Annotated in this window: 11 protein-coding genes; 1 reads left to right on the top strand and 10 read right to left on the bottom strand. The window is 69.1% G+C overall.

Going from position 1 to position 12,522, the window contains the following annotated elements:
• Positions 1-49 precede the first annotated feature (49 nt).
• The 8 genes from JCR33_RS09925 to JCR33_RS09890 all read right to left on the bottom strand — a co-directional run bounded on the left by JCR33_RS09925 (position 50) and on the right by JCR33_RS09890 (position 9,527).
• Positions 50-934, bottom strand: coding sequence for a hypothetical protein (locus JCR33_RS09925; protein WP_198881896.1), 885 nt, complete (start codon positions 932-934; stop codon positions 50-52).
• Positions 935-1,043: 109 nt separating this feature from the next.
• Positions 1,044-3,266, bottom strand: coding sequence for a phosphatase PAP2 family protein (locus tag JCR33_RS09920; RefSeq protein ID WP_198881895.1), 2,223 nt, complete (start codon positions 3,264-3,266; stop codon positions 1,044-1,046).
• Between the two features lie 318 nt (positions 3,267-3,584).
• Positions 3,585-4,373: an ABC transporter permease gene (locus tag JCR33_RS09915; RefSeq protein ID WP_198881894.1), complete on the bottom strand. Its 789-nt coding sequence runs from the start codon at positions 4,371-4,373 to the stop codon at positions 3,585-3,587.
• Entirely contained in the window at positions 4,370-5,242 is an 873-nt protein-coding gene (locus JCR33_RS09910; RefSeq protein ID WP_198881893.1) for an ABC transporter permease, read from the bottom strand. Before JCR33_RS09910 ends, JCR33_RS09915 begins: the two co-directional genes overlap by 4 nt.
• A complete protein-coding gene (locus JCR33_RS09905) occupies positions 5,239-6,285 on the bottom strand; it encodes an ABC transporter ATP-binding protein (protein WP_198881892.1) in 1,047 nt (348 codons plus the stop codon). The genes JCR33_RS09910 and JCR33_RS09905 overlap by 4 nt, the downstream gene beginning before the upstream one ends.
• A 143-nt stretch (positions 6,286-6,428) precedes the next feature.
• Complete coding sequence (locus JCR33_RS09900; protein ID WP_198881891.1) at positions 6,429-7,463, bottom strand: ABC transporter substrate-binding protein; 1,035 nt, start codon at positions 7,461-7,463, stop codon at positions 6,429-6,431.
• Positions 7,464-7,480: 17 nt separating this feature from the next.
• Positions 7,481-8,719, bottom strand: a complete 1,239-nt coding sequence (locus JCR33_RS09895; protein WP_198881890.1) for a M20/M25/M40 family metallo-hydrolase — start codon at positions 8,717-8,719, stop codon at positions 7,481-7,483.
• Positions 8,720-8,729: 10 nt separating this feature from the next.
• Positions 8,730-9,527: a class II aldolase/adducin family protein gene (locus JCR33_RS09890; protein WP_198881889.1), complete on the bottom strand. Its 798-nt coding sequence runs from the start codon at positions 9,525-9,527 to the stop codon at positions 8,730-8,732.
• 14 nt (positions 9,528-9,541) lie between these two features.
• On the opposite strand from JCR33_RS09890, the gene JCR33_RS09885 reads away from it, so the two are divergent.
• Positions 9,542-10,186, top strand: coding sequence for a DUF1028 domain-containing protein (locus JCR33_RS09885; protein ID WP_198881888.1), 645 nt, complete (start codon positions 9,542-9,544; stop codon positions 10,184-10,186).
• A 28-nt stretch (positions 10,187-10,214) separates the two neighbouring features.
• Here the strand turns inward: JCR33_RS09885 and JCR33_RS09880 are convergent, their stop codons facing one another.
• Both JCR33_RS09880 and JCR33_RS09875 read right to left on the bottom strand, forming a co-directional pair.
• Positions 10,215-10,940, bottom strand: coding sequence for a GntR family transcriptional regulator (locus JCR33_RS09880; RefSeq protein ID WP_198881887.1), 726 nt, complete (start codon positions 10,938-10,940; stop codon positions 10,215-10,217).
• Positions 10,933-12,453, bottom strand: a complete 1,521-nt coding sequence (locus tag JCR33_RS09875; protein ID WP_198881886.1) for a 4-hydroxyphenylacetate 3-hydroxylase family protein — start codon at positions 12,451-12,453, stop codon at positions 10,933-10,935. The genes JCR33_RS09880 and JCR33_RS09875 overlap by 8 nt, the downstream gene beginning before the upstream one ends.
• Positions 12,454-12,522 lie beyond the last annotated feature (69 nt).

Here is a 12,522-nt window from a genome sequence, read left to right as displayed (position 1 = left end):
CCGAGGCGCCCGGTGGAGTTTCCCGAGGGACGGGCGGGGAGAGAGGGTTTCAGCGCACCGCGTAGGGCTGGCCCAGCTTGCGCCAGCCGTCGCGGCCGAGCACGTAGATGTTCATGCGGTCGGAGCGGCGGTCGCGGCAGGACACGCGCAGGTGCTCCGTGCCGCCGTCCGCCGTGCTCGGCGTGGCGCTGAGCGTGATCGGCGAGCCGCCCGCGGCCGGCGGTTCCAGCGTGACGGCGAGCCGGACCCGCCCCGACGGCGCCAGCGTCCCGGAGGGCGAGGCGAGGTCCAGCGCCTGCAGCCCGTGACGGCGGTAGCCCACCGTGCTCAGCGCCTGGCAGACGCCCTCGAAGGTCACCGGCGGAATCTCGAGCGACAGGACGTGCTCGGCGAAGTCGTCTTCGTCGGCCAGCGCCTCCTCGATCTCGCGGAAGGGATCCTCGCCGAAGTCCGGCTGCGGCCCCATGCCGAGATGCTCGCGGGACCGGGTGTCGCAGGCCCTGCCGAAGCGGGCGGCGAGGAATACCGGATAGTCGGTCACCACGGGCTGCGCGCCCGTCCCCGGGAGCACCGGCGTGTCGGCGACGCCGCCGTCCTCGTCCGCCCGCTCGTCGAGAGTGGTGCAGTCGGCCCCGCCGTCGCCGTCGCCGTTGCCGCCGGCCTCGCTCCGACCGCCCTGCAGGAGGAGAAGACTGTCCTGGCCGCGCCCGAGCGGCCGCTCGTCGACGAGGTGGCGGGTCATGTCGCTCCGCCGCTGACCGGCCCACCGACCCGCGACGGCCACCACCACGCTGCTGCTCGCCGCGGCGAGGAGCACCACCGCGAGGATCACCTCGCCGAGCGTCGTCTCGCCCGACCCCGTCACATCCGGCAGGAAGGAGACGAGCACGAAGCCGAGCATGCCAGCCGCCACGAGGAGGGGCACGATCGGCATGGCTCGGGGTTGAGCGCGGGTGTCGCCAATGAACTGCACGGACATGTCGTATCCTCCAGAGTTTCGGCGAGGCGTCGGCCGCCCCGCCACCATGACCCGTGGCGCGGCCCTAGCTTTGGGCGCGCTGCCACCATTCCTTGAAGCTTTCGGGAGTGGCGCCGCCGCCGGCGGCCGGCCACACGTAGACGATGGCGTCGGGCCCATCCTGATGGCGGCTGCCACCGGTGCCGACGATCATGATCTGATCGCCGTCGAAGCCCGTGAGGCGCATCGACAGGGGCTCGCGATAGGTGAGCATCTGCTCCTGCAGGAGCCCCACCGCGATGCGCTCGCCGAGGCGCAGCGACTCGTAGTAGTCGGTGTAGTAGTGGACCCCGGCGAAATCCCGGCCGATGGAGATGTTGGCCGCGAGCTTGTCGAGCTCGCCCTGGATCGTGATCGTCGCGGGATCGACCCCCGTCGGGCTGAGGGACTGCCCCTCCGACCCCACCCAGTCGGGCGCGTAGATCGCCGGAATGCCGAGGTCGGCGAAGCTGCGCTCGGCCCCGAAGAGACCCGCCGGCGGCCCGCTTTTCGCCTCGCGCATGATGCGCTTCAGGTCGAGCTTGCCGCGCTTCACGGCGCCCCCCACGAACGCGGATCCTTCGGTGACGGCGAACATCTCGAAGAACGCCTTGAGCACCGTCACGCATGCGCCCGCCACGGTGGCGTGGCCGGCCCCGTAGGAGGGGTGCATCGGCGAGCCTTCGGGGAAGGCCATCGGCAGGAGGGCGTTGCGGCTCTCCTCGATCCAGCCGAGCGACACGTCGGGCTCCTCGTCCTGCCACCAGGCGAGCTTTTCGGCGTTGTGATCGGCGATCTTGCCGAGGAGGCCGCAGCCGACGAGCGCATCGGTCATCGCATCGAGCGGACCCTTGGTGTTGCCGAGCTTCGCGGCGAGGTCGCCGTCCTGCGCCGCGTTCCAGGCGAGGGTGATCGCGCCGGCGAGCGTCTCCGGCCGGCCGCGCAGGTGGATGCCGAACTTCTGGCGACGCACCGCCTTCAGCGCCCGCGTCGCCACCTCGGTGACGAGGGTGAGGATGTGCGGCCCGCCGAAGAGGGCGAAGCCGTCGCGCGTGTCGTGCCCCTGGCCGGCGGCGAGGAAGGGACCTTCGGGCAGCCCCACGTCGCTCGCCGCCTGTTCGCCGAGGAGGAGGAGGCAGGCGTTGAGATAGGCCTGATAGAGCGCGTCGAAGTGGACGTAGGTGGCGATGTCCCGCGGCGTCGAGATGAAGCGCGAGGCCGACTCGAAATAGTCGAAGCCCTTGCGGTTCGCCCCGTTCTGCACGTCGTGCCAGGAAGCCCAGTCGACCATGTGATCGACGCCCCGCTGGTGCGGCCGCAGGAGCTGCGGGATCGCCTGCACGCCGTAGCGGATGGCGCCCTTCTCATGCCCCTTCGGCGTGGCCGCGAGCCCTTCCTCACCGCCGTCCATGAAGGAGGGCACGAAGGCGCGGGCACGGGTCAGCGCATCGTCCGGCTTCTGCGGCGCGGCGACGCGCTCGTGGCCGGGTGCGTTGGGGTGCGGCTCTTCCTTGTTTCCGATCAGCATGAACTGGGAGATGTACGGGCCAGACTTCGCCCCGCGCGTGGAGCCGCGGAAGAGGTTGGCGGCGGTGAGCGTCTGCGGCTCGCCCGCGGCGAAGCGGGCGGCGCGGCGCGCCTTGGCGTGGGTGTCGAGGCCGGCGTCGCTCTTGAAGAAGTCGAGCGCGTTGAGCATGGCGAGGACGTCGTCGACGACGGGGCTGCCGTCCCACTCGGTGAACGGCACGTCGCGCAGGAGCGCCATCGCGTAGACTTCCGCGATCTCGGCGATGAGCTCGGCCGAGCCGAGGGCCGGCGCGGGCGGCATGGTGAGCTGATCGGGATCGGGGCCGTTGATTTCGAGCGCATGTCCGGCGAGCGGGCTTTCCCAGTTGCGCGCGCCGGTCCCCTTCACCTTGAGCTTGAAGGTGCCGCCATATTTGTTGACGGCGAAGGGCGCCGGCAGGCCGGAGCTGTAGGTTCCCGGCAGTGGCGTCTCGCCGGGCGCGCTGCCGGGCTTGTCCTGGTTGATCTCGCTGATGAGGCCCTGAAGATCCTTCGCCTCGATGAGGCCGCCCCACGCATCGTGCGCGAGGCCCTTGGTGAAGCTGTAGAGCGGCGGCGAGAAGGTCTGGGCCGCCCCGTCGCTGCGATGCAGCGGCGGATGGGCCCGGGCGCGGGCGACATCGGCCGCCTCGTGCCGGACCCGCCGCGCCATCTCGGCCCGAACAGCGCCCGACGGCACCGGCATCAACGTGATGTTCGTCATCGCATCCCCTCCCCCATCCTCTAAATTTCTGTGACAACCGTCATGAAGTAAGAATATATAAAGTATTTCTCTCGCATAATGCTTGAGCATATCCTCGCATCGACATCAGCGAGAGATCGAGCGCGATCTCGACGGAGCTTGTTATAGCAAAACCACGTCACCGCGCCGTTTGACGGGCGTTTCAACAGCGTGAATTGGGCGTGAATTCCATAGCCTCACCGCCCTTTACGGACGGCGCACCGACACCTCACGGATGCCGGGCCGCTCCTGCTCCCCGGTATGACCGGTGTCTGCGGGGTCGACGGAGGGGTGGGCGGCTCACTTCTGGCCGATGAAGCGGTCGAGGCCGACGAGGCGGTCCATCAGCGCCACCAAAGCGATGGTGACGATCGACAGCAACGTCGCCATCGCCGCGACCGTCGGATCGTCGAAGTCGCGGATGTGCTCGTACGCGGCGATCGGCAGCGTCTTCGACGCGCGGTCGGCCAGGAAGACGTTGATCGAGAAGTTGTCGACCGTCTCCACGAAGATGAAGACGCCTCCCGCCATCAGGCCGGGCCGCAGCTGCGGCAGCAGGACCTTGCACCAGGTCTGGAGCCGCGTCGCGCCGAGGTTGCGGGCCGCCTCCTCGGCCTGCCGATTGAGCCCGTGATAGCTCGCGCTGATCGCGCGGACGGCGAACGGCAGGCAGAAGATCGTCATCGCGACGGTGAGACGGAAGAAACCGTCGCGGATGTCGAGCACGCCGAAGGCGGAGAGAAAGGCGATGCCCGTCACCACCCCCGGCATGATGAGCGGCGAAAGGATGAGATTGTTGAGGAGCTCGCGCCCGCGGAAGTGCCCGCGCACCACGAGGTGAGCCGTCGGAACGGCGAAGAGAAGGCAGATCACCGTCACCGTCGTCGACAGGAGCAGCGTGTTCTTCAGGGCGCGCGTGAAGATGCGGCTGTCGAAGAACTCGCCGTACCAGCGCAAGGAGAGCCCGGGAGGCGGCAGCTGGAAATAGACCGCGTCGTTCAGCGAATAGAGCGCGATGAACGCCACCGGCCCGAGCAGGAAGACGAAGAACGCGGCGAGATAGGTTCGCCACAGGATGCGCGAGATCATGCGCCCTTGCCCCCGAAGCCGCCGGCAGCCAAGCGCCGTGTATGGTTCTGGAGCAGCGTCAACAGCATGAGCGCGGTGAGCGCGACCACGAGGAAGATCAGCGATACCGCCGCCGCGAACGGCCGATCGAACGCGACGAACACCTGATCATAGATGAAGTTCGAGAGGAGTCGCACGCGCCCCCCGCCCAACACCAGCGGGAACACGAACGCCGACATCGCCAGCGAGAAGACAATCGCGAGACCGCCGGCGATGGCCGGAAAGGTCAGCGGAATGACGATCTTCGCCATGACCCTCGCCCGTCCCGCACCGAGGTTGCGAGCCGACTCCTCGAGGCTCGTCGGCAAGTTCTTGATGGCGCCGAAGACGGTCAGCACGAAGAACGGCAGCAGGAAATGGACGAGCGCGATGGAGACGCCGAGCTCGTTGTAGACGAGCGGCACGGTCTTGTCGGTGAGGCCGGTCCACAACAGGAACGAGTTGATGAGCCCGCGATTGCCGAGGATGACGAGCCAGCTGTAGGCGCGGCTCACCGAGCCGGCGAGCATCGTCACCACCAACGCACCGAGCATGAAGCGGCGCAGGAAGGACGACGGCGTCCGGGCGATGAAATAGGCGACGGGGTAGCCGAGGACGGCCGTCAGCACCGCGAGCAGCGTGGAGAGCCACAGCGTGCGCCACAGGATCGCGAGATAGCTCGGCTCGAACAGGAAGCGGGCGTAGTTGTCGAGCGTCACGGGCCCGGCGACGTCGGCGGTGTTGGGCACCGCCGTCAAGAGGCCGACCGCGAAGAACACGGCGTAGGCCCCGAACAGCACCGAGAGGATCAGCGCCGCCGGGAAGCCGAGGAGAAGCTGGGAGATCCTCATGCCGGCAGGATCACCGCTTCGGCGGGATCGGCCGATACGTTGATCCGCGAGCCCGGCGCCGAGCGGGGGTCGGACCGGGGCAGGTTGAGGGTCAGCTCACCGCCGGCGTCGAGGCGCACCTCGCAGACATAGTGGGCGCCGGTCAGCGCCGAGAAGTGGACGACGCCCGGCAGGCCTTCCGGATCGAGGCGCAGCGCGTCGGGACGCAGCGCGAGGAGCGCGTCGCCCTCGCCCTCGGTGCCGTTCTCGGACAGGCGGAAGGCGCCGTAGCCCGTCGCCTCGAAGATGCGGCCCTCCCCGTGCACCCGGACCCGGCCCGCAAGCACGTTGGACACGCCCATGAAGTCGGCGACGAAGCGCGAGCGCGGGCGGTCGTAGACCTCGCGCGGCGGACCGAACTGCTCCACGCGGCCGCGGTTCATCACGGCGACATAATCGGAGAGGGCGAGGGCCTCCTGTTGGTCGTGCGTGACGAGGACGGTGGTGATGGCGAGCTGCTGCTGCAGCTTGCGCAGCTCCGTCTGCATGCTCTCGCGCAGGTGCCGGTCGAGTGCGCCGAACGGCTCGTCGAGAAGCAGCACCCTCGGCTCGATGACGAGACAGCGGGCGAGCGCGGCGCGTTGCTGCTGCCCGCCCGACAGCTCGGCGGGATAGCGCTTGGCGAAATCGGCGAGGTGCACGAGGTCGAGCGCCGCCTTCACCTTGTTGGCGATCGCGGCACGCTTCTGCCGGCGCAGGCGCAGGCCGAAGGCGACATTGTCGAACACCGTCATGTGCGGAAAGAGCGCATAGTTCTGGAACACCATGGCGGTGCCCCGCTTTTCCGGCGGCACGCGGGTCACGTCCGTGCCGTCGAGCACGATCTTGCCGCGGGAGGGGTCGACGAAGCCGGCGATCATGCGCAGCACCGTCGTCTTGCCGCAGCCGGACGGACCGAGGAGCGTCAGGAGCGTGCCCTTCGGAAGGTCCAGCGCCACCTGATCCACGGCCGTCACCGTGTCGTAGTCCTTGCCGATATCCTGCAGGTGGACGCCGTCGCTCATCCGATCGCCTCGTGTCGTTGGCCGAGAGCCTCCCGCCCTCCGAAGAGCGCGGACGAGAGGCCCTCACTCGCTGAAAGCGAAGCGCCCTCCCACCCTATCGCCACCGACAGGGTGGGAGCGGCTCTCGCCTCGTCGGACGCGCCCTACTGCGCGACCTCGCGCTGGAAGCGCTCGTTCCACTCGCCGATGTTGGCGTTCACCTTGGCCTCGTCGAAGGAGATGGTGTTCTCCGGATCCGGCTTGATCGACTGAAGCGCCTCGGCAACCGGCGTGTCCTTGCGAACGGGGAACTGGTTGAGCCGCTCCGAGATCAGCTTCTGGGACTCCGGCGACAGGACGTAGGCGATGAACTTCGCGGCCGCGTCCGCGCGGGGCGTGTCGACGAGGGTCATCACGTCGAACAGCATCGGCGTCGGCGCGGGCGTCGCGACCTCCACCTCGATGCCCTGGTCGCGCATGCGCTTGGCCTGGGCGGGCGTTGCGACGAGGGTCGAGACTTCGCCCTGAGCGAGCGCCTGGCGCGCGGTCGCGTCGGAGGAGTAGAACATGACGACGTTCGGCGAGAGCGCCTTCAGACCCTCGAAGCCGGGGTCGATGTCGTCGATCGAGCCGCCGTTGGCGATCGCGGAGATGAGCAGCGAGCGGCCGGCGTAGGTGGTGACGTCGGGCACCGCGAGGGAGTTCGCAAAGCGCGCGTCCCACAGGTCCTTCCACGTCGTGATCGGCGCGTCGACCATGTCGGTGCGGTAGATCACCGACATCGGGTAGAAGTAGGCGGCCGCGTAGCGCGGCGCGATCGCGCCGGCGACGAGGTCGGGGGCGAGCTCGGTCACGCTCTCGGGCAGGTCGAGGAAGAGATCGTCGTTCTGCGTCGCGCGTGCGGCGAGGCTCGAGGTGGTGAACCACACGTCGATCTCGGGATCCTCGCCCGCGCTCTGCAGGCGCACCAGGCCCTCAGAGGAGGAGGCCTGCGTGACGGGGACCACGGCGATGCCGGTCGCGTCCTCGAAGCGCTCCGCGATGTCCTGCAGCGCGCTTTGCCAGGTGGTGCCCCAGATCTGGACGTAGATCTCGTCCGTGTCGGCCGAGGCCGGCAGGGCGGAGGCGACGAGAGGAAGGGCGGCAAGCGCGCCGAGCACAGCGCGCCGAGTGGCGCCGGTCAGGAAGCGGGTCATCATGTACGCAGCTTTCGTCTCTAGTTGGCGTGGGAGGGGGCTTTCGAAGAGGCTTGGGACGGTGCGCGGGCGAGGTCGCCCGAAAGGCGCTGGATCAGAGCGGCGAAGAAAGACGCGCGCTGCTTGATCGAGGACAGGATGATGCGCTCGCGACGTGAGCAGGTGTCGAAGCAGATCGGACCGAGCCCATCGAGCGTCGGCACACCGAGCGCGGCGCCGAAGGAGCCGTCCGAGCCGCCGCGGGTGGCGTGACGATTGACGTCGACGCCGGCTGCCGCCGCGATCTCGAGATACGGGGCGACGAGGGGAGCGCTGACGGCGGCGGGGAAGGCCGGGCGCGTCACGCCGCCGGACACGGTGATCTCGACGCCGGGGCGCTTCGCGGCGGCCGCGGCCGCGGCGGTGCGGACGGTCTCGGCCATCGTCTCCGCGCCGTCCTGGTCGGGCGCGCGCAGGTCGATGTGCATCTCGGCCCGGTCCGGCACGACCTGGCGCGCGGACCCGGCCTTGAGGACGCCGACGGTGGCGAGGCGGCCACGGCCGAGATCGGTCATCGCCTCGACGATGCCGACGATCTCGGCGAGCGGGGCGAGCGCGCTGCGCCCCTCCTCCGGATTCACCGCGATGTGCGCCGTGCGGCCCGCGGCGCGCACGATCATCGCCCCCACGGCGCCGCGGGAGGTGACGATGCCGCCATCCGGTCGGGCGGGTTCCAGGACGAGGACGCAGTCGGACGCCTTGGCCTCCGCCTCGATCCGGGCGCGCGAGCCGGGCGAGCCGAGCTCCTCGTCCGGAACGAGAAGGACGGCGATCTCGCCGACATCGTCGAAACCGTCCGCAAGCAGCGCTTCGACGGCGAGGAGCGCCATCACGAGGCCGCCCTTCATGTCGCCGACGCCGGGGCCGGTTGCGACGGTCTCACCGCCGGGCGCCGTCGCCTCGTCGACGGTCTCGGCGTAGCGCCAGCCGCCCACGTCCTCACGCGGCCACACCGTGTCGAGGTGACCGAGGATCATGACGCGACCCTTGCCACCGAGGCGGCGGGTCATCAGGCGGATGTCGCCGAAGCCGTCGACGGGATCGCGGCGCTCGGTGAAGCCGAGCCGTCCCCACTCGCGCGCCAGGATGTCGCCCGTCGCGTTGACTCCGGCGACGTCGTAGGACCCCGACGGGGTGTCGACGAGCTCTTGCAGCACGGCGCGCGCGTGGGCCCAGGCGGCCTCGAGGGCGTCCTCGAACGGAAGGGAGAGGGTGGCCATCGTCGACCCGTCAGCCCTTGCGCCAGTTCGGATCGATGCTGTCGAGCTTGCGCAGCATCGCCGGCCACATGCGGACGCCGGCCTTGCGGGGCTCGCGGCTCGAGGTGAACTGCCCCGGGGCCGCCTCGATGACCTCGGGCGCCGGCCAGCGGATCTGGCGGCCGCTCGCGAGGGCGGCCATCTGCACGCGGCAAGCCTGCTCCAGATAGTAGGTGAGGTAGAAGGCGGCGGGGATCGAGGCGCCCACCGTCAGAAGGCCGTGATTGCGCAGGATCAGGCCGACCTTGCCCTCAAGATCGCGCTGCAGCCGCGGGCCTTCGTCGGTGTTGAAGGCGATGCCCTCGTACTCGTGAATGCCGATCCGGTCATGGAATTCGATGGCGAACTGGTTGATCGGCAGGATGCCGTCCTCGAGGCTCGAAACGGCGACGCCGGCGGTCGTATGCGTGTGGATGACGCATTCGACATCGGGCAGGCCCTGCAGGACGGCGGCGTGGATCACATAGCCTGCGGCATTCGCCTTGGTCGTCCCGTCCGGATTGATGTGCTTGTCGTACTCGATCTTCACGAGACTATCGGGCGTGATTTCGTCGAAGAGATAGCCGAACGGGTTCAAGAGAAACGCGTTCTCACCCGGCACACGCGCCGATGCATGGGTAAAAATCGTATCATCCAGGCCATAGTACGCCAGAAGACGATAAACAGCTGTCAGATTGATTCGAGCGTCTTTTTCCGTCTCGATGACGAGTTCATCGGGAGATGCATCTTTTACTAGCATCTGTTTATCCTCTATAGGGACATCAGCCACACTTGGAGTTGAAGATGACGTTTTCACTTGTCGCGCGCTGCACGACCCGCGGGCACCTCGGCATGGCGGTCACCACGTCGAGCGTCGCCGTCGGGGGGCGCAGCGCGGCGGTCGACGGGAAAGTCGCGGCGGTCGCGACGCAGAACCGCACCGATCCCTCGATCGGCCCACGCCTCATCGCGGCGCTCGCCGGCGGCGCCACACCGCAAGCGGCGCTCGACGCGGTGATGGCGGACACCGTCTTCCCCGAGTGGCGGCAGGTGGCCGCGATCACCGCGGACGGCGCCATCGTGACCTTCCATGGCGCCAAATGCAGCGGCATCCACGCGGAGGCCCGCGGCGTCGACTGCGCCGCGGTCGGCAATATCCTCGCCAACACCGAAGTGCCGGCGGCGATGGTCGCGGCCTTCGAGCGGGCGGACGGCGCGCTGGAGCACCGCCTCCTCGCGGCGCTGAAGGCCGGCGACGCGGCCGGGGGCGAACTGAAGCCGTTGCGCTCGGCAGCGATCCGGGTCGCGGGCGCGGAGCCCTTCCCCTGGTGCGATCTGCGGGTCGACGCCGCCGAGAACCCGATCGCGGTGCTCGATGCGCTGCTCGCCGAATGGGATGGCGTCGCCTCGACCGTCCACCGCTGGGCGCTCGACCCGGGATCGGTGTAGGTCGCGGCCGGCGGGACGGGGTTGCGGCTCATGGCGCGCCGTCCCCCTCGCCGTCCGGCTCCATGCCGTCGGCGTCCTCGTCCGCCGCCGACGGGGGGACGAGCGCCATCAGCCGATCGAAGGCGAAGCGCAGGTGGGCGCGCATCGCCTCTTCGGCCGCGTCGGCCTTGCGCGCCGCGATCAGCTCGGCGATCCGCAGGTGGTCGTCGAGGGTGTGCACCGACTCTTCGGTGCGGTAGCGCTTCAGCACATGCGGGCTGACGAGGATGCTCTCGTAGTCCGCCGAAAGCCGCGCGACGCGCGGCGAGTGGGCCGCCGCGACGATCGCGGCATGGAAGGCCCGGTTCAGCACCGCACGCGCGGTGACGTCGGCGAGGTCCGTTGCCTGGCTCTGCCGCGCGAGGCGCATGATCTCGCCATGCTCGGCCTCGCTTCCCCGCACCGCGGCGAGGCGAGCGGCCATTCCCTCGATCGCCTCGCGCAGGAGATGCACGTCGGTCACGTCGCGCTTGACGTCGACGACGGTCCAGCCGTTGGAGGGCGAGGCCTCGATGAGGCCGGCCTGCTGCAGCCGGCCGAAGGCGTCGCGCACCGGGGTCCGGCTGATGTTCAGCATCTCGCCGACCGCGACCTCGGTGAGCCGCTCGCCGGCGACGAGATCGCCCGACAGGATCGCATCGTGAAGGCTCTGGAAGGCGTATTCGGCCGCGGTGATGGGACCGCCGGAGGCCGCGCCGAGGCTGCGCCTAGCCATGCTGCACCTCGACCTCCGGCTCCGCCTGGACCGGCTCCGGCCCCGGTTCGGACGCGGGCTCGGCGGGTCGTTCCAGACCGGCCATGCGGCGCGCGAGCGCCATCGAGGACTCGCGGTCGTAGGTTGCGAAGAGAGCGCTCTCTTGGGCGAAGATCGGGGTTTCGGCGAACAGCTGATAGGCCTGGGTGCGCCCGGCGTAGGCCGACGCGGTCAGCTCCCGGGCAAGGTGCATCGCGCGGAGCCGGGTCGGGGCGTCGTAGCCGGCGCCGGCGAAGTACTTCATCACGTCGTCGCGCGTTTCGGGCGAGTTCAGCATCTCCTCGCCCGGCAGCATCACCGGCTGGCCGCCGATGATCTCGCGCAGGATCTGCACCATCGTGCCATAGGTCTGCGAGCAGTAGATGCGGCCCGCGTTCTGGATCGCCTGGTTCGGCATCGTGAGACCCGACGGCGTCGCCTCGCAGTCGGCCTCGGCGGCGAGGAGGAAGGCCTCGATCGCCTTGTGGTGCATCATCAGCTGGCTGATCTTGGAGCGCACCGGCGGGATCTTGATCGTGCCGGAGTGCTCCGAGACGAGGAGGGCGGCGCCGACGAGGAGGTCGGCCTTGGCGAGGCACCGGGTGAGGTATCCCTGCGCCGCCCAGCGGCCGAGCTCGCCGCGGATCAGCGCCGCGAGCTCCGGCTGACGCGCGAACATGACGTCCTCCCACGGGATGAAGACGTCGTCGAAGATGATGAGCGTATCGACCTCGTCGAAGCCACTCGTCAGCGGATAGTCGAACGCGTTCGCGTTGGCGGCACCGCCGTGATATTGCGGCACGCGGCACATCATCCTGACGCCCGGCGCGTTGAGCTGCACGATGCAGGCGATCGCGAAGTCGGCGTTCTGGGGCGACCAGTTCCCGATCGTCGGCTTGATGAAGGCGACGTGCGCGTAGGGCGCGCCGGTCTCGAACTTCGCCCCGCGCAGGACGATGCCGTCGGAGCGCTCCTCGACGACGCGGGTGTTGAGATCGAGGTCATCCTGCTCGAACGGCTGCCGGGAGCGGTCGCCCTTCGGATCCGTGTTGCCGCTCGTCATGAAGAGGTTCTCGCGCTGCAGCTCGTCGAGCCAGCGCGCCGCGTTGCGCGCGTAGCGCGTGTCGAACCGGTCGAGCAGATCGCTCCGATCCACGAGGGTGAAGAGCGCGGTGACCGTCTCGTCGCCGAAGCGGTCCATGGTCGGGCAGATTTCCCGGAGGATGCACGTCGTCATCCGGCGCCGCAGCGCCAGGTCCTCGCGGCTCTCCGGCGCCTTGTAGAAGCGCGAGCCGACGACGCCGTCGCGGCGCTCGAACGTCATCACGTCGGCCCGCGCGGGATCGTTGTGCAGGTCGTAGATGCGGGCGACCGTTTCCACCATCGGCGCGAGGGCGGGATGGCTGCGAACGTCACCAACCGTCTTGCCGTCGACGAGCACCTTCCGCCCGTCGTCCAGGCTGTCGAGATAGTTCTGACGCGTCATCAGCCCCATGAGAACGGTCTTCCTTTGTGCAGCCGAAGCCGCTACTCGTTTGATTGATCACCAATGTATACAGTACAC

Source organism: Acuticoccus mangrovi (genome assembly GCF_016411865.1).
GTDB classification, from domain to species: domain Bacteria; phylum Pseudomonadota; class Alphaproteobacteria; order Rhizobiales; family Amorphaceae; genus Acuticoccus; species Acuticoccus mangrovi.
The sequence above is the reverse complement of the archived record's forward strand: the minus strand, read 5'-3'. Positions and strand labels throughout refer to the sequence as shown.